Below are 20,958 nucleotides of genomic sequence, written 5' to 3'. Positions count from 1 at the left end.
AAAACACGTCATGCCACTCCTTGATCGCCGCCATTTCCTGGGCCTAGCCCTGGCCGCCGCCCTGTCCGCCTGCACGACGCCGCCGCCCGCGCCGCCCCCGGGGCCCAAGCTGCTGGTGCTCGTCGTCATCGACGGGTTGCCGATGCGGCAGGTCACCGGCGCGCGCAGCCAGCTGGTGCCGGACGGCTTCGCCCGATTCCTGGACCACGGGCGCTGGTTCTCCCAGGCGCATTACGGCCACGGCCACACCGTGACGGCGGCCGGGCATTCGGTCATGCTGACGGGCGCCTACCCTCAGCGCACTGGCATCATCAGCAACGAATGGCGCGACCCGGCCACCGGCGGGCCGGTCTACAACACCGGCGATGCGGCCTACACCTACCTGGACAACCCGACGGCGCCGCTGTCCGGCACCAGCCCACGCAACCTGAAGGCCGAGACGCTGGGCGACGTGCTGCGCGGGCGTTCGCCGAGCTCCAAGGTCATCGGCATCTCGGGCAAGGACCGCGGCGCCATCCTGCCCGCCGGCCACCTCGGTACGGCGTATATGTACATGGGCGAAACGGGGCAGTTCTCGTCCAGCACCTACTACATGTCGGCGCTGCCGGCCTGGGTGAAGGACTTCAATGCCGCGCGACCGGCCGACGCGTTCTTCCAGAAGGCTTGGGCGCCGCTGCTGGCCGAGTCGGCCTACGCGCGCGACGTGCCCGACGGTCAGCCGTGGCAAATCGCCAGCGGCAACGGCAACCGGCTGCCTGCCGTCATCGGCGCCCAGATGGACGCACCCGGCCCACGCTTCTACGGCAACCTGCTGGCCTCGCCGTTCGGCGACGAGCTGACGCTGGCCTTCGCCCGCGCCGCGGTCACGAACGAGCAGCTGGGCCAGCGCGGGGTGCAGGACATCCTGTCGGTCAGCCTGTCCAGCCACGACTACGTGAACCACGCCTTCGGCCCCGAGTCGCGGCTGTCGCACGACCATCTGCTGCACCTGGACCGCCACCTGCAGGCATTCTTCCAGTTCCTCGACCAGACCGTGGGCGCCGGCAATTACGTGCTGGCGCTGACGGCCGACCACGGCTTCACCGACACACCCGAGTGGGCGCTGACACAGGGGCGCGACGCCGGCCGCTTCAACAACGGACCATCGCTCGCCGCCGTCAATGCGGCGCTTAGCGCCCGGTTCGGCGTCGATAAGCTGGCGCGGAACTTCTCCGCGTCCGGCCTGCTGCTCGACGAGCCGCTCGCGGCCGAGCGCGGCCTGACCTTCACCGACGTTCAGGCCGTCGCGCGCGACGAACTGCTGAAGCTGCCGGGCGTGGACGCGGTCTTCACGCGCGAGCAACTGCTGGGCAGCGACACGACCACGTCCTATCTGGAGGCCATGCGCAAGTCCTACGACCCGACGCGTGCCGCGCAACTGCAGATCGTGCTGCGGCCCAACTGGATCTTCAGCTCCCGGCCGGGCGGCAGCACGCACGGCAGCCCGCATGTCTACGACACCCACGTGCCGCTGCTGTTCTGGGGGCCTGCCTACGTCGGTGCGGGCGAGGTGCCCACGCGTGTCGAGATTGCCGACCTGGCGCCGACGCTGGCCGCCATCGCTGGCCTGCCGGCCCCGGCGCAAGCGCAGGGCCGCGACCTCAGGCTCTCAGCAGCAGCTCGGTAGCCGACTCGCCCCACTGCGCCTCCGTAAGGCTCAGGCCACCCAGCCGTTCGCACAGCGCGATGGCCTGGGCCGGCCCGGTCGAGGGCAGCAGCAGCATCAGGCGGCCATCGGCCAGCCGCGCGCAACCGTCCTCGCCACGGATCTGCGCCAGCAACGTCTGGCCGTCGGCACCCGGCGCCGTCGTCGCGACGCACAGCGGCCAGGCGCTCGCGTCGCTCAGCAGGGACTGCAGCAACTCCAGTCCGGCCTGGGTCGACAACACCTGCCCGGTCGCCGGGCGCGGCCGCGGCAGCGCGCTGATGTCGACGCCGGTGCACGCACAACCGCCGTCCGCGGTCGGCTGCTCCACCCACCACAACCGCCGACCGTCCCGCCAGGACTGTTCATAGCCCGACCGTGGCGCGCGCTGCCGCCGCCCGGGCAATGCCACGGGGCCGACGCCCGCGGCGCCAGCGGCCTCGACGATCTCGGCACGCGTCGGCAGCTCGTCGGCCCCGAGGGCCCAGGCCGAGCGATACGCCGCATTGGCCAGCCGCAGCCGTCCATCGGCGCCGAACAGGGCCAGCAGCAACGGGCCGTCGGGGCCGTCGACCAGCGCCTGCCACCAGAGATCGCGTGGGTTCACCCACGCGATTGGAACTCAGCGGCGGTGGATTTCGCCGGAACCGCTGACGCTTTGGCGCAACTGCGGCCGGCCGGCATAGCTGAGGTCGCCCGAGCCCGTCAGCCGCGCGTCCAGTTCCTCGACGACACCAAGCGACACGTCCCCCGAACCGCTCAGCTCCACGCGGGCCGAACGCCCGGTCAACGAACCGGCATCGACGTCGCCCGACCCGCTGACTTTCCAGGTCTGCTGGTCGGCCCGGCCGGCCAGACGGACGTCCCCGGAGCCGCTGATGCTCACGTTCAGCTCCTTCAGCTCGACGAGGCCGAGCTGCACGTCGCCGGAGCCGACAACGTTCAGCGCCAGGCTGTCGGCCCTGAAGCGGTCCATGGCCAGATCACCCGAACCGTGGAGCGCCACCGCCTGCAGGCCCCGGGCGTCGAGGCGCACCGTGGGCGTGAACCGGGTCGTAAAGCCCGCATCGCGCTTCAGGCGCACGACGAGCGTGTCGCCCTCCACCACCGTCTCGACCAGCGGTTCGACGTTGTCGTCCGCGACGATGGTGGCCTGGTCGGTGCCCGCCTGCGCCAGCTTGACGTCGAACGGGCCGTCCAGGCGCAGCTTCGTGAACGCGGCGAGCGTGCGAACCTTCTCCACCTTGGCACCCGAGCCCCTGACACGGTTCTTGCCGCTGCCGTACTCGACGGGCACGCTGAGATGGGCCGACCAGCCGTCGGCTTCCTTGCGGATGCGCAGGCGCCAGTCGTCGTCGCCGGCCTGGGCGGCTCCCGCAGCCAGCGCGGTGGTGAAGATCATCAGGGCGAGTCGGGACATAGTGTTCTCCTGGGCGTCTTGGGCCGCAGTGTCGACAGGCCCGTGGAGCCCCGCCAGCACGCTGCGACAGGCTGACGCATCCCCGCCATGAGCCGCAGCATGGACGGACCAGCCGCAAAACACCCGCCGAACGCGCCCGGCCACGGCTGCATTGAAGGCGTGTGACACCCTCGCGGCAAACAACCTCTGCCCAGCCACCGAAGTCCACCCGATCAGGGGGGCGCGAGCCAACCCCCTGTGCCGGCATTGTGTGGAACACTTCCGCACCAAGTGGCGAAGCGTCCGATAGCATCGCCAACCTTGCCGGAACAAGCAAAAACGGATCCACGAGGCCTACTGTCATGAACGAACACCAACCCCGCGACCCGCAGCAGACGCCCGAAGCGCAGCCTGCGGCTGTGGCCGCGCCTGGTGTTTCCAGGACGCGCCGCAGCCTTCTGCGTGCTGGCGCCATCGGTGCGCCCGCACTGGTGGCGCTCAAGCCCGCGTCCGTGATGGCTTGCTCCTGCAAGCTGCCTTCCGGCTTCACCGTCTCCGGCAATCTGAGCCGCGGCCCGAAGAATTGTGCCGACCCTGGTCTGAAGGCATCGGCCTGGCGCACCACGAACTGCCAGAACTCGACGTCGCCCTTCCGGTACTTCTACGGCAAGACGGTGTTCTCGATCACCCGCGACACACTGGTCAGCTCGCTCGGCCTGAACCTTGGCCCTTACAGCAACGACACCACGGTCAGCAGCTGGCTCGCCAAGGCTGACACCAGCGACCAGGGCCTGCTGATGGCCTGCTACCTGCAGGCTGTCGCCGTTGGCAACGACACCACCTGGCCGACCAAGCAGCGCTTTGTCGACATGTGGAACCTGGGCGTTCTCGGCGGTGGCTACACGCCGCCGGCTCAGACCAAGCCCTGGGGACGGGATCAGGTCATCGGCTACCTGAAGTTCCTGACCCAACAGGTCCCCGTCTGACACCCATGCCCCTGGGCGGCAACGCTCAGCGCTGGCGTGCCGCGCCGGCCGCCGGCCGGTTGTTGTCTCGCGAGTTCGAGGATGGGCACGTCTGCTTCGACCCCGACACTGGCGAGACGTTGCTGCTGTCCCACCTCGCCAGCTTCCTGCTGGAAATCTGGTCCCGGCATCCTGGTCATGAGCTGACCCGGGCTGACCTGCTGGACCATGTGCTGGCAGCCGACGACGGCGAGGCCGATGCATCACTGGCCGATGAGCTGCTCGGGCACACATTGGACGAGTTGCAGCAGGCCGGCCTGGTGGCACGGGCCGGCGACAGCGCCGCCGTCCTGACGTGAGGCGCGTCAAGGATCTCGGACCGGCCGGCTTCCGCGCCGCGCTGCGGCAGGGCCTGCGCCTCGTGACCGGCCCGTTCAACTGCGCGCTGCGCACGGACGTGGATGAGATCGCCACGGAGCTGGCCACGCTGTACGGCGAACATGAACTCGCGCCCGACGGCGACATGATCGACTTCCACGTCGAAGTCGCCGCCACGCCGGGGCTGCGGCGCTGGCTGCGGCCGCAGGTGCAATTCCTGGCCGATGACGTCAAGCCCTTCACGCCGCTGCCGCGCGCGCAGGCGCTGCCGATGCTGGAGTGGGGGCTCAACTGGTGCGTCACAGCCTACAGCCACCACCTGCTGGTGCTGCACGCGGCCTGCGTCGCCCGCGACGGACGGGCCGTCATCCTGCCGGCGCCGCCGGGCTCCGGCAAAAGCACGCTGTGTGCCGCCCTCGTCAACCGTGGCTGGCGGCTGCTCAGCGACGAGCTGACGCTGGTGGACTTCGATGCGGCGCGCGTCTGGGGTCTGGCCCGGCCGGTCAACCTGAAGAACGCGTCCATCGACGTGATCCGCGGCTTCGCGCCGGACGCCTTCCTGACCCGCCCGGTCCATGACACCAGCAAGGGCACGGTCGCGCTGATGGCACCGCCGGTGGCCAGCGTCCAGGCCGGCGGCCAGCCGGCGCAACCGTGCTCGATGGTGCTGCCGAAGTACGAGGCGGGTGCAGCGGCGACACTCACGCCCATGCCCCGCGGCCAAGCCTTCCTGCAGATCGCCGACAACGCGATGAACTATGCCATCCTCGGCCGCCAGGGCTTCGAGACCGTGGGCGAGCTGACCGCGCGCTGCGGCCACTTCAGCTTCCGCTACGGCAACCTGGACGAGGCCATGCAAGTCTTCGACGACCTGGCCCGATCGCCGGCATGAGCCCTGCGCTGCTGACCCGCGTGCTGCGGGACGCGGGTGCGGCCCGCGGCCTGGATCTGCTGCAGTGGGACGTGCTCGTGCGCCAGGCGCGTCACGCCAACCTGCTGGGGCGCCTGCACCTTCAGCTGGACGCCACCGGAGTGGAAGTGCCGGAACGGCCCGCGCGCCACCTGCAGTCCGCCGCGATGATGGCCGCACGCCAGCACCTGTCGGTGCATTACGAGGTTAGGGCATTGCAGCAGGTGCTGGCGCCGCTGGGTGTGCCGCTGGTGCTGCTCAAGGGCGCGGCCTACGTGATGGCCGGGCTGCCGGCGGCCCGGGGCCGCGTCTTCTCCGACGTGGACATCCTGCTGCCACGGGCGGTGCTCGACGAGGCCGAATCGCTGCTCGCCGTGCAGGGCTGGAGCGGCGACAAGCTCGACGCCTACGACCAGCGCTACTACCGCCGCTGGATGCATGAATTGCCGCCGCTGATGCACCTGTTCCGCGGCACGGCACTCGATGTGCATCACACCATCCTTCCACCCACCAGCCGCAGCCATGTCGATGCCGCCGCGCTGCTGCGCGACGCCGTCGAGGTGCCCGGCCACCGCGGCGTCTGGGTGCTGGCACCGGTGGACATGGTGCTGCACAGCGCCGCCCATCTGTTCCATGAGGGCGAACCGGACAACCTGCTGCGCGACTTGAGCGACCTGGACCTGCTGATGCGGCACTGGGGTGCGGAGGCCGACTTCTGGCGCCGCCTGCTGGCGCGCGCCGAACAGCACGGCCTGCAGCGCCCGCTGCGGCTGGCGCTGCGCTACTGCCATCAGGAACTGCAGACGCCGGTCCCGACCGACGTGCTCGCCGGCAGTGGCGCCGGCAGACCCGAGCCGGTGCTCGACTTCATGTACGCCCGCGCGCTGCGTCCCATGCATGCGAGCGCGTCGGACGCCTGGACCGCCTGGTGCTGCCGCACGCTCTACATCCGCTCGCATTGGCTGCGCATGCCGCTGCCGCTGCTGGTCTACCATCTGCTGCACAAGGCGCTGCGGCCGCCGCAGAGCCAGGCCCTTGACGACAACCGCTGATGAACCGCCCCAAGCCGTTCTCGATGATCCGCGAGTTCCACCTCGCCGACTGGTTCACGCTCGGCAATGCCTGCGCCGGCATGGGCGCGCTGTTCGCCGTTATGAGCTTCTTGCAAAGCGGCGACGCGCGGCATCTGCAATACGCATGCGCACTGATCCCGCTGGCGCTGGTCTTCGACGTACTGGACGGCCGCATCGCACGCTGGCGGCAGAAGAGCTCAGCGCTCGGCCGCGAGCTCGATTCGCTGGCCGACATCATCTCCTTCGGCGTCGCACCGGCGGCCATCGCCTACGGCTGCGGCATGCAGGGGCTGTACGACCGCATCGTGCTGGTGTTCTTCGTCGCGTGCGGCGTGAGCCGGCTGGCGCGCTTCAACGTGACGGCGGAGAAGCTCAGCGCCGGGTCGGACAAGGTGGCGTATTTCGAGGGCACGCCCATCCCGACATCGATGGTGCTCGTGGCGCTGCTGTGGGTGGCCGCAGCGCAAGGCGCGCTGGGTGAGCAGCTCTGGGGCGGGGTGTGGTGGCTCGGCGGCTTCCGGCTGCACCCGCTGGTGCTGCTGTTTGCGGTGTTCGGCTCGCTGATGGTGAGCCGGATCAGGATTCCAAAGATCTAGGCCGTCCGGCGCGACAGCCAGCCGAGCGGCGAGTCCTGCACGCCGCGCACGGACTGCGACTCAAGCACGTCGCTGGGCGGCTGCTGGCGATATTCGCTGAAGCCGCCGCCATCGAGGCAGGCGTCCAGGCCGAAGGCCGTGCCGAGATCGGCAGGATCGGGTTCGCTGCGCGCGGCAGCGTCACGGCGGAGAAAGCGCAGCGCTGCTGGAAACCGCATGGCAAACCTCTCTGGCTGGGTGCGCCGACAACCGCATCGACGCGAAGTGCAACCAGTGTGAAGGATCCGTATGACAAAGAAACCCCGCAACTGTCAGTAAATATTGCCTCTGATGGCAATTCCACACGTTCAGATGGGGGCCTGACCAATAGGCATCGCATCTTGTGGCAAGCATGCATCACCCCCCGCGTTGCGTGATTGCAAATCTCCGGATCGCTTTCGTCGGTCTGTTGAACCACGCGGCCCGGATGCGCTTAAGCTGCGCGCCTTCCTCGAAATTCGGGCTTTCCCGCATGACCTCAGCAGTTCTGAAATGGATCGCCAACGGCATGATCGTTCTGGTCGTGGCCGTGACGCTCTGGATCGCCCAGGCCGTCCAGCCGGGCGACGCGGGCTCGATGATCGTGGCCCAGGCCGTCGCGGCGCCGGCTGCCGGCGCTTCCGCCCCCGAAGGTCACTGACCCAGCGCCAGCCGCGCGCCCCGGGCCAGCGACTGGCCGATCCGGTCGAGCAACGCACTACCCCCCTGTAGCTGCCACTGGTGCCAATAGAGCGTCACGTCGACGCTGACATCCGGCCGGATCGGCACCAGCGTGCCGGCGGCGATGAAGGGCCGCACCTGAATCTCTGGTGCAACGCCCACCCCCCAGCCCCTGACGGCAGCCGTCACATAGGCCTCGCTGGACGGCACGAAGCGCTCTCGCAGCCGCGGCGCTCGTACGCCGAAAGCCTGCGCCACCCACTGTGACTGGTTGTCGTCCTTGCGGTTGAACACCAGGAAGGGCGTGTCGGCGAAGTTGCCGGCGTGCAGGCTGTCCGGCAACTGGGTGGCCAGGAAACCCGGGCTGGCCACCGCCACGTAGCGCATGACGCCCAGCGGTTCGACGCGGCACCCCTGCAGCGCCTCCGACACCGTGGACACGCAACCCAGCACCGCGCCCTGGCGCAGGCTGTCGTGCGTGAAATCCTGGTCGTCGACCACCAGCTCCAGCCCGTAGCCCTCGCGGAGCCCTTGCTGGACCCAGCCGTCCAGCGCGGGCAGAACCCAGGTCGCGAGGCTGTCGGCGTTGACCGCAATGGCCAGCCGGGACTGCGGCGACACGCGTCCACCGAGCTCCCGCGCCACGTCCACCCGCAGCGCCTGCATCTGGCGGGCAAAGCGCAGGAGCACCTTGCCCGCCTCCGTTAGCCGCAGCGGCCGTGAGCGCACGACGAGTGGTTGGCCGACCTGGGCTTCCAGCGTGCGCAGACGCTGCGACACCGCGCTCTGAGTGATGGCCAGCCGCTGGGCCGCCCGCTCGAAGCCCTGGGCGTCGGCCAGCGCTGCCAGGCAGTCGAGTGCCGCCGTGTCGAAGTCTTTCATAAGCTCTTCTAATGTAGAGCGATTTTTATTAATCCCTCTTCTGAAAGCCATCACGCCTTCGGACAATCACCGACGGTCCGCCGCCGCGCCCGGCTTCGGTTTACAAACTGCGCTTCAACCGCTCTGAATACTCCATGAAGATCGTCGTCCTCGGCGCCGGCATCATCGGCATCGCCACCGCCTGGTACCTGCTGGACGAGGGCCACGAGGTGGTCGTCGTCGACCGCCAGCCCGGCGCCGCGCTGGAAACCAGCTTTGCCAACGGCGCGCAGATTTCGGTCAGCTTCTGCGAGCCCTGGGCCAACGCCGCCGCGCCGTTCAAGGTGGCGAAGTGGCTGCTGCGCGACGACTCGCCGCTGCTGTTCCGCCCCCGACTCGACCCGAATCAATGGCGCTGGGGCCTGGCCTTCCTGGCGCAGTGCACGGATGCCGCGTTCGAGCGCAACGTCGAGGAACTGGTGCAGCTGGGGCGCTATTCGCATGCGTCGCTGAAGGAGCTGGTCGATCGCACCGGCATCGAGTACTACCGGCTGGAGCGCGGCATCCTGCATTTCTTCTCCAGCGCGGCCGACTACGAGTCCGGCGCCGCGGGCGCCGAGATCATGCGCCGCCACGGCGTGGACCGCCGCGTGCTGAGCCGCGAGGAAGTACTGAAGGTCGAGCCGGCGCTGGCCGCGTTCGGTAACCGCATCGCCGGCGGCACCTTCACGCCCAGCGACGAGAGCGGCGACGCGCAGGTCTTCACGCACAAGCTCGCGGCGCTGTGCGCGGCGCGCGGCGCTCAATTCCTGTACGAGCACGACATCCTCGGCCTGCAGCGCGCGGGCGACGGCATCGAGACGGTGCAGGTGGCCGACATGCGCACGGGCACCCGTCAGGCGCTGAAGGCCGATGCCTTCGTCGCCGCGATGGGCTCCTACACGCCGGCCCTGGTGCGGCCACTCGGCGAACACCTGAACATCTACCCGGCCAAGGGCTACTCCGCCACGTTGCGGCTGAAGAAGCCGGAGGCCGCCAGCGTCGTCAGCCTGCTGGACGACAGCCGCAAGATCGCCATCTCGCGGCTGGGCGACCACATCCGCATCGCCGGCACGGCGGAGCTGTCGGGCTTCGACCTCGGCCTGGACTCGCCGACGGCTCGCGTGCGCTGCGCGGCGCTGGTCAAGCGCTATGAAGAGCTGTTCCCGGGCGTGGCCGACACGAGCGAGCCCAACTTCTGGTGCGGCCTGCGGCCCAGCACGCCGACCAACATCCCCTACATCGGCCGCAGCGCGAGGGCCCGCAACCTGTGGATCAACGCCGGCCACGGCACGCTGGGCTGGACGCATGGCGCCGGCTCCGGCCGGGCGATGGCCGAGCTCATCGCCGGGCGCCACCCCGACATGACGTTCGGCTTCTACAACGCCTGATCAGAGCGACTTCAGCAGCGCGTCCACGTCCTTCTGCTGCGGGAACTTGGGCCCCAGCTTGGCCAGGCTCTCCAGTTCCATGCGCGCGCCGGCCTTGTCGCCCGACTGGATCAGAATTTGCGCCAGGTTGAGGCGGTAGGACGGCTGGTCGGGCTGGTCGGCAATGAGCTGGCGCTGCAGGCTGACGGCCTTGTCGAAGGCCTTCTCATTGGCCAGCACGGTCGCATAGGTGTCGCGCAATGCGCCGTTGTCGGGCTTGAGCTGCAGGCCGCGCTCGGCCAGCTCCCTCGCGCCCGGCTTGCCGGCCTTGCTGCGCAGCCAGGCCACGTTGTTGATGAGCGGGATGGCGTCCGGGCTGCGCTTGAGCAACGCCTCGTAGCGGGCCAGCGCCCCCTCCAAATCACCACGCACGAGCAGCACGTCGGCCGCTGCCGCCGTGAAGCCCTGGTCCTGCGGGTGGGCGGCCGTCCACTGGCTTTCGAAGGCCAGCGCCTCGTCGCGCTTCTTCGCGGACACCAGCACTGCGAATAGCCGCGGCGCGGCGTCGCCCGGCTCGGGCTGCGCCACGGCCTTACGCAGCAGCGCGATGGCGGCGTCGGTGCGCTGGCGGCCGAGCTCGATGTCGGCTTCGGTGGCGTAGGCATAGCCTTCCTTCGGAAATTTCTTCTGACGCTCGTGCAACGCGATGAGCGCCTCCTCCGTGCGGCCCTGGCGGATCGCAAGCTGGATGAGCAGGCGCTGCGCCAGCGTGGACGACGGCTCGGCCTCCAGCGCGCGCTTGACCTCGCGCTCCGCGCCGGCGTAGTCCTTCTCCGCGTAGCGCAGTTGCGCCAGGCCCAGCCAGCCATGCGCGCGCGACGGCGCGAGCGCCGTCAGCCGCGAGTAGGTCTTGGTGGCCTGGGCCTTGTCACCGCTGGCCAGCTGGGTGCGCGCCAGACGCTCCAGCAGGTCGGGGTTCAGCGGTAGCGCGGCCGAGGCCTCCTGCGCCGCCTGCGCCGCCGCGGGCATGTTGCCCAGGCGCAGCTGATGGTCGATGAGCGCGACGCGCAGGTTGGCCTCGTTGGGCTCCTCGCGCACGGCAGTCGTCAGCACTTCGGTCACGCGCTCCATTGGCGCCCGCGTCTGCAGCAGCAGCTCGGCCAGCGCAAGGCGCGCCTGCGGCGAGTGGGGCTGACTGGCAATGAAGTCCTCCAGCCGCTTGATCGCGGCGGCGCTGCGGTTGGCCTGCATATCGATGGCCACGAGCCCGATGAGCGCCGGCAGGTAACCGGCGTCGGCCTTCAGGGCGCTCTCGAACGACGCCTGCGCGGCGGCCGTGTCCTTGCGGGCCAGCTGGATGCGGCCACGCAGCGAGGCCGGCACCGGGCTGTCCTTCATCTTCGGCACCAGCTTGTCGATGGCGGCCAGCGCCGCCGGGAGGTCCTGGCGGCTCATCAGCGCGTTGACGATCATCAGGTCGTAGTTGCTGCCACTGTCCTTGGCGGCCAGCTCGCGCAGCTGGGCCAGCGCCGCATCGGCCTTCGCGCGGCCGGCACCGCCCGGCGTGATGCTGTCGCGCACGATGGCCGACAACGCCAGCGCCGCCTGCGTCTTCGCGTCGTCTGGGCGCAGCTTGGCCGCGGCGCCGAAGGCGCGGTCCGCCGCCTCGAAGTTGCCTTGCAACAGCTGCGCCTTGCCCGCCAGCAGCAAGGTGTCCCCGTCGGCCCTGCCACTTTCGAGCACGGGCCGCAGCGTCTCCAGCGCCGGGCCGGGGGCTCGGCGCTGCAGCTGAAGACTGGCGTACTGGCGGCGCAGCCCGCCGTCCTCGGGGGCGAGCTTGATGGCCTGGTTGAGCAGGTTCTCGGCATCGGCCGGCTCGCCCAGCTGCTGGTGCGCGGCGGCGGCCAGGCGCAGCAGCGGCAGGTAGTTCGGCAGCACCTTCAGCAACGGCAGCGCCAGCTCCTTGGCCTTGGCCGCGTCGTTCTTGGCCAGCGCAAGCTGGGCCTGCAGGAAACGCCCCTGCGGCTTCTTGGCCAGCGCCGGCGGCATCGCGTCGATCAGCTTGGCCGCCGCATCGAAGTCCTTGCGGCCGAAGGCAAGCCGCACCAGCAGCGAACGCGCCTCGAAGCTGTTGGGCTCCATCGCCAGCACGTCCGTCAGCAGCGGTTGGGCCTCCTGCACCTTGCCGCGCGACAGCAGCACCTCGGCCTTCAGCAGCAGCGCCTTGTCGGCCTTGGCATTGCGGAACAGCAGCTCGTCCAGCGCCGCCAGCGCCTCGTCGGGCAGGCCGGCGGCCAGCTTCGCACGGGCCGCAACCACGACGGCCGACTCGGTCTCGGGTGCCAGCTGCAGCGCGCGCACCGCGGCGGCCTTGGCCTCGGTCACGTTGCCCTGCGCGAGATGAGCCAGCGCCAGCTGTTGCAGCAGCGACGACATGGCCTTGGGATCGGCCAGGCTCTCGCCGGCGAACTCGCTGATGAGCTTGCGCGACTGGCCCGACTGCAGCATCGCCTGCGCCAGCACGGGCACCAGCTCGTCGCGCGGTGCACCCAGCTCCCAGGCGCGACGCAGCTCAATCTCGGCGCCGGACAGGTCGCCCGACTCCAGCAGCGCCTTACCGAGCAGCAGCCGGCCGGCGGCGTTGTCGGCGTTCTCCTGCAGCAGATTCTTCAGCTCGATGACGGCGCCTGCAGCGTCCTTCTGCTCGAGGCGCTTCTGGGCCGCGGCCAGCAATTCCTCCGGGGAACGCTGGCTGCAGGCCGTCAGGGCGGCAACGAGAACGAGGGCGAGGGCGCGGCGCGAGGTCATGAGGTCTCCTTGTCGGCGCGGATTGTGTTCCTAGAATGCGCGCCCTTTCTCAGGACCGGCCCCAGGGCCCGGCACATCGCCATGGACGCCTCGCCCCGCTTCTGCGCCATCGACTTCGGCACCTCGAACTCCGCCGTGGCGGTGCCCGACGCCGCCCAGGGCATGCGGCTCATCGAGCTGGAGCCCGGCCAGCGCACGATGCCCACGGCCGTCTTCTACTTCGCCGAGGGGCCGCACGATGCCGACGGCCCGCCGCGCGCCTTCGGCCGCGCCGCCGTGGCGGCCTATGTGGACGGCCACGACGGCCGGCTGATGCGCTCGATGAAGAGCATCCTCGGCTCGTCGCTGATCGAGCAGACCACCGATGTGGGCGGCGGCCGCGGCGCCAAGTACTCGGACATCGTCGCAGGCTACCTGAAGCGGCTGCGCCGGCTGGCCGGCGAACCCGAGCGCGTCGTGTTGGGCCGGCCGGTGTTCTTCGTCGACGGCGAGCCCGAGCGCGATGCTGCGGCGCAGGCGCAGCTGGCCGCCTGCGCGCGGGCCGTGGGCTTCACCGACGTGCAGTTCCAGTACGAGCCCATCGCCGCCGCGTTCGACTTCGAGCAGCAGGCCATCCGTGACGGCAAGGGAGAGCAGACCGTGCTGGTCGCCGACATCGGCGGCGGCACCAGCGACTTCTCCGTCGTGCGCGTGGGCCCCGAGCGCGTGCAGCGGCTGGCCCGGCGCGACGACATCCTGGCCAGCCACGGCATCCACATCGCCGGCACGGACTTCGACCGCCACATCGAGCTGGCCGGCCTGATGCCGCAATTCGGCTACCGCGCGACCGGTCCGAGCGGTCGCGAAGTCCCCAGCGGCATTTACTTCGACCTCGCCACCTGGCACCTCATCAACACCTGCTACGCGCCGCTGCGCGTGGCCGAGTGGCGCGGCATGAAGAGCTGGTTCGCCGACGTGCGCCAGCATGCCCGGCTGATGACGGTGCTGGAAGAGCGCCTGGGCCACGAACTGGCCGCGCGCGCCGAGGGCGCCAAGATCGCCGTCTCCGGCGGCGCGGATACGACGGTGGACCTCGGCCTGGTCGAGCCCGGCCTCGTGCTGCCGCTCAGCGAGAGGACCGCCGTCGACGCGCTGCGCGCCGACCTGGACCGCATCATCGCGACGGCACACGAGACCGTCGCGCTGGCGGGCCTCAAGCCCGCGCAGGTCGACGCGCTCTACTTCACCGGCGGCTCGACGGGGCTGCGGCTGCTGGTGGACGGGATGGCGGCCGGCTTCCCGCAGGCCGCGCGCGTCACCGGCGACCGGTTTGCCTCGGTCGCGACCGGCCTGGGCCTGCACGCCCGCCGGCTGTTTGGCTAGCCGCGGACGGCTTCAGCGGCCGCGACACGTCGGCCAGCATCAGCACCGCGCTGACCAGCCCCTCGACGGCCTCCTCCAGGTCGGCCGGTGGCTCCAGCGACTCGATCTCCTCGAGCAGCGTGTCGGCGTCCTCCAGGTCGTCCGGGTCGAGGTGCAGGTAGAGGGCGGCCAATGGCTCCAGCAGCGGCTCCTCAGGCAGCCGCATCAATGCCGGGTGCGCGTCCAGCGCATGGGCGAAGCCGGCCACCCAGGGCAGCACCGTCTCGCTCGGGTCGTCGCCGTCCTCCAGCTCGAACACCCACGGGTCGAACCACTGCCGGCCCGCAATGGCCACGTTGAGCTCCTTGTGCCGCCGACGCAGCAGCGCCAGCAGTTCGTCGTCGACGCGCGCGGGCGTGGGGCGCCCTTCGCTGTCCAGCAGCGGCGGCAGCCAGGCGGACAGCGGCACCGGCTCGGGCTGCAGCAGCACGCCGCACAGATAGCCGTCCAGCATGCTGACGTCCAGCGGCTCCAGCGGCGCGGGCAGCGCGTCCAGCAGGGCCTGCAGGCGCTCCAGGTCGGCTTCGGAAAAGGCGGGATCGGCGCGGTGAGGGGCGGTCGGCATGGCCGGATTATCCGAGCGTGAGGTCCCGCACGCCGCGCGCTGCCGCGATCGGCCCGCGGGTTCTTATCATGGGTTCATGCCCGCTGACAGCGTTGCCGTCATCACCGACGCCTATTACCCGTACCACCGCGCCGTCATCTCCGGCGTGCTGGACGTGCTCGCCGCCCGCGGCATGGCGGCCACGCTGTACATCGGCAAGGAGCTGGACACGACGGACTGGGGCCTGGGGCAGGCCAGCGGGCTCTACGACCGGATCGACCCGGCGATGCACGCCGGCACCCTGGTGCTCGCGTCCACGCTGGGCAAGTACGTGTCCGACGCCCGGCTGATGGAGCGACTCGCCCACCTGTCCGCCCGGCCGCTGGTGATGATGGCGCGCGACGTGCCGAGCTGCCAGCGCGTGCTGGTGGACGACCGCAGCGGCATGCGTGCGCTGATGGAGCACCTGATCGTGGGCTGCGGCCGGCGACGCTTCGTGCTGATGAGCGGCCTGAAGGGCCACCCGGATTCCGACGCCCGCGAGAGCGCCGTGCGCGAGGCGCTGGCCGAGCACGGCGTCGAGTTGCCGGAGGAGCGCGTGGCCTATGGCGGCTTCTGGTCGGCCGATGCGCGCGAGGGCATGCAGCGCATCCTGCAGCGCACGCGCGACATCGACGCCGTCGTCTGCCTGAACGATCCGATGGCTTTCGCCGTCATCGAGGTGCTGCAGCAGGCGGGCCTGCGCGTGCCCGAGGACGTGGCCGTGACGGGCTTCGACGACACCGTGGATGCGCAGTTCAACATCCCGCCGCTGACGACCGTGCGCCAGCCGCTGGCGCAGCTCGGCCGCCGTGCCGCCGAAGCCTTGCTGGACCGCATCGCCGGCCTCCCGCCCGCCGCCGAGCGCCTCGTGCTGGACACCGAGCTGCGGGTGCGACGCTCCTGCGGCTCGCCGGTGTCGATCTGGCTGCGCAGCCTGATGGAAGAGGACGCGGGAGATGCCGCCCCGGCCTGGATCGAGGCCCGGCTGCGAGAGGCTGCGCATCACCCCGCGGCCGCTGCGGCCCTGCAGCACGACTGGGAAACCCTGCTGCTGGACGGCCTTGGCCGGCGTGACGACCAGCATGCGCTGCGCCGCCACGTCGAACGCGCGGCCCAGCGCGTGGCCGCGACGCTGGACGCCCCGGGGCGAGCCCGGCTCCACGAGATGCTGGCGTCGCTGTACCCCGTCTTCTCGGCCGTCGAGCACTTCGCCTACCGGATGACGCACTTCCACCAGCTGCGCCACGACCGCTTCGCCAGCGAGAACATGGCGCTGCTTGGCAGCCGCCAGGACCTGCACTCGGTGCTGGACGGCTGCGCCTGGTACATCCGCAACCTGGGCCTGTCACGCTACTTCTTGGCGACGTTCGAGCCGGCCGCCGAAGGGGCGCCTCGCCTCGCGCGCCTGCGGCTGGCTTCATCGCCCGGCGCCACGGTGGACGACGGCGCACCCTACCCGGCGTCGCAGCTGCTGCCCGACACGCTGGCGCACGAGCTGGCCCGCGGCCACCTGTTCGTCTATCCGCTGTGCTGCGCCGACGCGGCCTACGGCCTCATCCTCTTCGACGCGCCGCCCGGTTGGGACCTGGACCACGAGGGCTTCGCGGGCGCGCTCAGCGCGGCGCTGCACCAGCAGCACCAGCGCGCGGCCCTGGAAGCCCACGCCCAGGAACTGGAGGCGAAGGTGCGCCAGCGCACCGAGCAGCTGCAGCGGGAGGTCGACGTGCGCCGTCGCGCCGAGCAGGCACTGGACGCCGCCAACCAGGAGCTGCGGCGCCTGGCCTTCATGGACGGGCTCACCGGCGTCGCCAATCGCGCCGCCTTCCAGCAAGCCATGACCGTCGAGCTGGCACAGCACCGCCGCAACGGCCTGCCACTCGGGCTCATCCTGTGCGACGTGGACTTCTTCAAGCGCTACAACGACCACTATGGCCACCTCCAGGGCGACGACTGCCTTCGCCGCGTCGCGCAGGCGCTGCAGCAGGCCGCCCGCAGGCCGCGCGACGTGGCGGCCCGCTATGGTGGTGAGGAGTTCGTGTTGCTGCTGCCGGAGACGGACGAAGCCGGTGTGCAGACGGTGGCACGAACGATCCGCGAGGCCATGGACCGCCTGGCCATCCCGCACACGACCTCCGACGCCGCCTCGCACGTGACGCTGAGCCTGGGCACGGTCAGCCTGCGCCCCGGACCCGACACCCTCGCCAGCGATCTGGTCCAGGCCGCCGATGACGCGCTCTACCGCGCCAAGGCCGGCGGACGCAACCAGGCCGTCATGGCCCCCAGCCCGCCCGCGTCGGCGGGATGAAGTAGCCACGGTGAATAGTGCCGACCACTGCGGCGTGCCGGCGCCTACAGTGGTGACTCCCAACGACGCCCTCCTCGTGAGGGTTTGCAGACCCGGCAGCGAGCTGACCGGGTCTCTTTTTTTTTGTTGCGCTCACGTCGGCCGTGAACGCTGCCGCATCCGCTGGACTGACATAACGCACCAGGCCAGCGGTTCCACCCCATACTGAAACGATGCCCGTTGCCGACCTCGCGCTACGCTTCGACCCCGGCGTCGTCGTGCTCTCCTACCTCACCGCTGTGTTCGCGTCGTTCGTGGCGCTGGACCTCGCCCAGCGCGTGAGGACGCCGGACGCCGCGAGCGCCCGGGTCTGGTGGGCCGCCGGCTCGCTGTCCATGGGCAGCGGCATCTGGGCGATGCATTTCGTCGGCATGCTGGCGCTGCGGCTGCCGTTCGCCGTCGGCTACGACGCCACGATCACCGCGCTGAGCTGGCTGGCCGCCGTGGCCGTTTCGGCCATCGCACTGCGCGTGGCGGCCGAGGACCAACTGACCGCCAGCCGGCTGACGCTCGGGGCCGCCAGCATGGGTGCCGGCATCTGCGCGATGCACTACATCGGCATGGCGGCGCTGGTGCTGTCGCCCGGCATCCACTGGCGCTGGGGCCTGGTCGCGGCGTCCGCCGGCGTGGCCACCGGCGCGGCAGCGGCGGCGCTGTGGATCTTCTTCTGGCTGCGCCGCCTGAGCGCCGCCCAGGCGCGCTGGGGCCAGGGGGCCGCAGCCCTGGTGATGGGCGCCGCCGTGACCGGCATGCACTACACCGGCATGGCCGCGGCCGGCATCGCCGACGGCAGCGTCTGCCTGAGCGCCAATGCGCTGCGCGGCGACAACCTCACCAGCCTCGTCGGCAGCGCCGCGCTGGCCCTGCTGCTGCTGACGCTCGGCACCTCGCGCCTGGACGCCACGCTGCGCCGCCGCGCACTGCGGCTGCAGCAGTCGCTGCAGGCGGCCACGACCGAACTGGCCGAGCAGGCGCTGCGCGATCCGCTGACCGGCCTGGCCAACCGCCAGCTGCTGGACGACCGCATCAGCCACGCCCTCGCCCGCGGTCGCCGCGACGGCGCCGGACTGACGGTGCTGATGTTGAACCTGGACGGATTCAAGCCCGTCAACGAGGCCTTTGGCCATGCCGCCGGCGACGCCGTGCTCTGCGAGGTGGCCCGGCGACTGCAGGCCCAGGCGCGCGGCCACGACACGCTCGCCCGACTGGGCGCCGACGAGTTCGTGCTGCTGCTGGAAGGCGACACGCCCGAAGCCACGCTGGCCCAGGTGGCGCAGCGGCTGCTGGACTGCCTGGGCCAGCCGATGTCCATCAGCGTGGGCGAAGGCAGCCAGCCGCTGCGGCTGTCGGCCTCCATCGGCATCGCGCTGAGCCAGCGCGAGCAGTTGCCGGGCCGCGCACTGATCGCCCAGGCGGATTCAGCCGCCCAGGCCGTCAAGCGCGGCGGCGGCAACGGGTTTGCCTTCTTCGAAGCTCACATGCAAGACGGCGTGCGCGACCAGCTGGAGCTGGCCCGCGACCTGCGCGCCGCGCTGGAAGACGGCGGCGCCGGCCAGCTGAGCCTGCACTACCAGCCCAAGGTGGCCGGCGACACGCAGCGCGTACTCGGCGTGGAGGCGCTGCTGCGCTGGCAGCACCCCAAGCGCGGCGCCATTGGCCCCGCCACGTTCATCCCGGTGGCGGAGCGCTTCGGCATCATCATCGCGCTGGGCGACTGGGTCATCGACGAGGCCTGCCGCCAGGTGGCCGAGTGGCGCGACCAGGGCCTGCGGCTGCGCGTCGCCATCAACCTCTCGGTGCAGCAGCTGCGCCAGCCCGAGGCCTTGCTGCAGCGGCTCCAGCACGCGCTGCAGCGCAACGGCATGGACGCCTCGCAGCTGAGCCTGGAGATCACCGAGTCGGTCGCGATGGAAGATGCTGGCGCCACCGAGCGCACGCTGCAGCGCCTCGGTGCGCTGGGCGTGAGCCTGTCCATCGACGACTTCGGCACCGGCTATTCCAGCCTGTCCTACCTGCGCCGTCTGCCGGTGTCGCAGCTGAAGATCGACCGTAGCTTCATCCAGGACCTGGAGACAAGCGCCGACGCACGCGCCATCGTCAAGGCCGTCATCGAACTGGCCCATGCGCTGGGCCTGGAAGTGGTGGCCGAGGGTGTGGAGACGACGGGCCAGGCCGCCGAGCTGCGCGCCAAGCGCTGCGACAAGCTGCAGGGCTATTTGTTCGCGCGACCGATGCCGGCGGCGGAGCTGGTGCATTGGGCGCGGCGCTCGCAGGCGCCCCGTGGCTGCGAGACCGCGCCGGCCGAGGCGTGAACGCCTCTGCCGCACCGACTCCTAGACCGCCATCCGCTCGGGCGCGATGTAGTGCCGCCGGAAGGCCTCGAAGTCCATCGAGTCGGCGGCCTCGATGCGCGCCTGCTCGGCCAGCGACTCCGCGGCCAGCCGCTCGAAGCGTTGCTGCAGCCCCTCCGGGAACGGCAGCGCCAGCAGCGCGGCCCGTGTCGCATCGCTCTGGTGGCGGATGAAGCGGACGTGGCTGTGGCCGAAGTCCTGGGCCATGACGGCCAGCACGCGGGCCGACGGGCACAGCTCGGGGTGGTCCAGCCGCTCGGCCACGCGGCGCAGCGCCTCGGTGTAGGCCGTGCCGCCATGGGCCGCATCCAGCGCCTTCGCCTGCGCCGCACAGCCGGCCAGGATCTCCCGCGCCCACTCGGCCAATGACCGGTCGCCGCGCTGCCAGTGCTCAAGCACCAGCCCCGGCTCGCGGCCGCGTGCGGCGACGCGGTGCTGGTTGCGGGCATTGGCGGCGATCTCGTCCGGCGTGTCCTCGGGGCTGGGGCTTTGCAGGCAGTGCAGCAGGAATGCGTCCAGCACGCGGATGGCGTCGGCACCGATGCCCACCGGCTCGAACGGGTCCAGGTCCATCAGCCGCACCTCGATGTACTCGACGCCCCGCTCGCGCAGCGCGTGCAGCGGGCGCTCGCCCGAGCGGATCACACGCTTGGCGCGGATGGTGCTGTAGAACTCGTTCTCGATCTGCAGCAGGCTGGTGGACAGCTGCTGGTAGTCGCCGCCGGGCGTCTGCACGCCGATGGCCTCGTAGGCCGGGTACGGGCGAGAGAGCGCCTCCTGCAGCGACGCGGCGTAGCTTTCCAGGCAGTTGTAGCTGACGGCAATGCTGGCCTGCGCGTCGCTCTGGTAGCCGAGGCGCCCCATGCGCAGCGACGTGGCATGCGGCAGGTACAGCGTGTGGTCGGCCAGGCGCTGCAATCCGTGGTCACGGTCGTGCACGAAACTGTCGCACAGCGCCGGGCTGGCGCCGAACAGGTACAGCAGCAGCCAGCCGTCGCGGCGGAAGTTGCGGATGGCGCCGAAATAGCCCTCCGTCGACACGCCCGGCAGCGACCAGTTGTAGTGGATGCCCGAGATCGTCTGCATGCGCCGGCCATAGCGCTGGCCCAGGCCCACCCGGTACACGCTCTTGGCGCGAGCAACATTGCTACTGCCGTAGCGGGCGATGGGAATGGTCTCGTCGGCTGGCAGCTCGCAAGGCATGGAGCTGACCCACAGCCGCTCGTCGGCCAGCGCCCGGTAGACGGCCTGGTGGATCTCGGTCAGCTCGCCCAGCACGTCATCGACACCGGCATGCACGCCGGTGATCAGCTCCAGCTGCGATTCGCTGTAGTCGGTCGTGATGTGCGGGTGCGTCAGCGCCGAGCCCAGGGCCAGCGGATGGGGGGTCAGCGCCAGTCCGCCGCCGGACAGGGCGCGCAGGCTTTCCTTCTCGATGCCACGGCGGATGCCGAGCAGGGTCTCTTGATCATTCATGGCGTCTAGGCGCGCGGG

18 protein-coding genes are annotated in these 20,958 nt (G+C 70.6%); 11 read left to right on the top strand and 7 right to left on the bottom strand.

Going from position 1 to position 20,958, the window contains the following annotated elements; all coding sequences use genetic code 11:
* The first annotated feature begins 10 nt into the window (after window positions 1–10).
* The gene (locus LXT13_RS04705) at window positions 11–1,666 is read left to right on the top strand and encodes an alkaline phosphatase family protein (RefSeq protein WP_233370463.1); all 1,656 of its coding nucleotides are present in this window, start codon (window positions 11–13) and stop codon (window positions 1,664–1,666) included.
* Here LXT13_RS04705 and LXT13_RS04700 read toward each other — a convergent pair.
* Both LXT13_RS04700 and LXT13_RS04695 read right to left on the bottom strand, forming a co-directional pair.
* The gene (locus tag LXT13_RS04700) at window positions 1,641–2,291 is read right to left on the bottom strand and encodes a hypothetical protein (protein ID WP_233370462.1); all 651 of its coding nucleotides are present in this window, start codon (window positions 2,289–2,291) and stop codon (window positions 1,641–1,643) included. The genes LXT13_RS04705 and LXT13_RS04700 overlap by 26 nt on opposite strands.
* Window positions 2,292–2,306: 15 nt before the next feature.
* Window positions 2,307–3,104: a head GIN domain-containing protein gene (locus LXT13_RS04695; RefSeq protein ID WP_233370461.1), complete on the bottom strand. Its 798-nt coding sequence runs from the start codon at window positions 3,102–3,104 to the stop codon at window positions 2,307–2,309.
* A gap of 341 nt (window positions 3,105–3,445) precedes the next feature.
* On the opposite strand from LXT13_RS04695, the gene LXT13_RS04690 reads away from it, so the two are divergent.
* From LXT13_RS04690 to pssA, 5 genes are read left to right on the top strand one after another with little or no spacing between them, the layout of a single operon-like run.
* Entirely contained in the window at window positions 3,446–4,069 is a 624-nt protein-coding gene (locus LXT13_RS04690; protein ID WP_233370460.1) for a hypothetical protein, read from the top strand.
* A 5-nt stretch (window positions 4,070–4,074) separates the two neighbouring features.
* Window positions 4,075–4,407 (top strand): hypothetical protein, encoded by a 333-nt coding sequence (locus LXT13_RS04685; protein ID WP_233370459.1) that lies wholly within the window; start codon window positions 4,075–4,077, stop codon window positions 4,405–4,407.
* Window positions 4,404–5,318, top strand: a complete 915-nt coding sequence (locus LXT13_RS04680) for an HprK-related kinase A (protein ID WP_233370458.1) — start codon at window positions 4,404–4,406, stop codon at window positions 5,316–5,318. Before LXT13_RS04685 ends, LXT13_RS04680 begins: the two co-directional genes overlap by 4 nt.
* Window positions 5,315–6,388, top strand: a complete 1,074-nt coding sequence (locus LXT13_RS04675; RefSeq protein ID WP_233370457.1) for a nucleotidyltransferase domain-containing protein — start codon at window positions 5,315–5,317, stop codon at window positions 6,386–6,388. Before LXT13_RS04680 ends, LXT13_RS04675 begins: the two co-directional genes overlap by 4 nt.
* On the top strand, window positions 6,388–7,005 hold the full coding sequence (pssA, locus tag LXT13_RS04670; protein ID WP_233370456.1) for a CDP-diacylglycerol--serine O-phosphatidyltransferase: 618 nt from the start codon (window positions 6,388–6,390) through the stop codon (window positions 7,003–7,005). Before LXT13_RS04675 ends, pssA begins: the two co-directional genes overlap by 1 nt.
* Here pssA and LXT13_RS04665 read toward each other — a convergent pair.
* Complete coding sequence (locus tag LXT13_RS04665) at window positions 7,002–7,223, bottom strand: hypothetical protein (protein ID WP_233370455.1); 222 nt, start codon at window positions 7,221–7,223, stop codon at window positions 7,002–7,004. The two genes, pssA and LXT13_RS04665, sit on opposite strands and share 4 nt — an antisense overlap.
* Window positions 7,224–7,417: 194 nt before the next feature.
* Between LXT13_RS04665 and LXT13_RS04660 the strand changes: the two genes are divergently transcribed.
* Window positions 7,418–7,684, top strand: coding sequence for a hypothetical protein (locus tag LXT13_RS04660; protein WP_233370454.1), 267 nt, complete (start codon window positions 7,418–7,420; stop codon window positions 7,682–7,684).
* Here LXT13_RS04660 and LXT13_RS04655 read toward each other — a convergent pair.
* A complete protein-coding gene (locus LXT13_RS04655; RefSeq protein WP_233370453.1) occupies window positions 7,678–8,586 on the bottom strand; it encodes a LysR family transcriptional regulator ArgP in 909 nt (302 codons plus the stop codon). The two genes, LXT13_RS04660 and LXT13_RS04655, sit on opposite strands and share 7 nt — an antisense overlap.
* Before the next feature lie 134 nt (window positions 8,587–8,720).
* Here LXT13_RS04655 and LXT13_RS04650 point away from each other — a divergent pair, with 134 nt between their 5' ends.
* The gene (locus LXT13_RS04650; RefSeq protein ID WP_233370452.1) at window positions 8,721–9,995 is read left to right on the top strand and encodes a D-amino acid dehydrogenase; all 1,275 of its coding nucleotides are present in this window, start codon (window positions 8,721–8,723) and stop codon (window positions 9,993–9,995) included.
* Here the strand turns inward: LXT13_RS04650 and prsT are convergent, their stop codons facing one another.
* Window positions 9,996–12,782: an XrtA/PEP-CTERM system TPR-repeat protein PrsT gene (gene prsT, locus LXT13_RS04645; RefSeq protein ID WP_233370451.1), complete on the bottom strand. Its 2,787-nt coding sequence runs from the start codon at window positions 12,780–12,782 to the stop codon at window positions 9,996–9,998. It abuts the gene before it with no gap.
* Window positions 12,783–12,863: 81 nt separating this feature from the next.
* On the opposite strand from prsT, the gene LXT13_RS04640 reads away from it, so the two are divergent.
* Window positions 12,864–14,144, top strand: a complete 1,281-nt coding sequence (locus LXT13_RS04640; protein ID WP_233370450.1) for an Hsp70 family protein — start codon at window positions 12,864–12,866, stop codon at window positions 14,142–14,144.
* Here LXT13_RS04640 and LXT13_RS04635 read toward each other — a convergent pair.
* Window positions 14,077–14,748: a YecA/YgfB family protein gene (locus tag LXT13_RS04635; RefSeq protein ID WP_233370449.1), complete on the bottom strand. Its 672-nt coding sequence runs from the start codon at window positions 14,746–14,748 to the stop codon at window positions 14,077–14,079. The two genes, LXT13_RS04640 and LXT13_RS04635, sit on opposite strands and share 68 nt — an antisense overlap.
* 76 nt (window positions 14,749–14,824) lie before the next feature.
* Between LXT13_RS04635 and LXT13_RS04630 the strand changes: the two genes are divergently transcribed.
* Together LXT13_RS04630 and LXT13_RS04625 are read left to right on the top strand one after the other, a co-directional pair.
* Window positions 14,825–17,074 carry a diguanylate cyclase domain-containing protein gene (locus LXT13_RS04630; RefSeq protein WP_233370448.1) on the top strand — a complete coding sequence of 750 codons (2,250 nt, stop codon included), beginning with the start codon at window positions 14,825–14,827 and terminating at the stop codon, window positions 17,072–17,074.
* Window positions 17,075–17,286: 212 nt separating this feature from the next.
* Complete coding sequence (locus LXT13_RS04625) at window positions 17,287–19,425, top strand: putative bifunctional diguanylate cyclase/phosphodiesterase (protein ID WP_233370447.1); 2,139 nt, start codon at window positions 17,287–17,289, stop codon at window positions 19,423–19,425.
* A 21-nt stretch (window positions 19,426–19,446) separates the two neighbouring features.
* Here the strand turns inward: LXT13_RS04625 and gshA are convergent, their stop codons facing one another.
* A complete protein-coding gene (gshA, locus tag LXT13_RS04620) occupies window positions 19,447–20,940 on the bottom strand; it encodes a glutamate--cysteine ligase (RefSeq protein WP_233370446.1) in 1,494 nt (497 codons plus the stop codon).
* Window positions 20,941–20,958 lie beyond the last annotated feature (18 nt).

The organism is Pelomonas cellulosilytica, from assembly GCF_021353265.1.
Classification (GTDB): Bacteria; Pseudomonadota; Gammaproteobacteria; order Burkholderiales; family Burkholderiaceae_C; genus Pelomonas; species Pelomonas cellulosilytica.
Note: the sequence above shows the minus strand (reverse complement) of the source record. Positions and strands in the feature narration are given on the sequence as shown.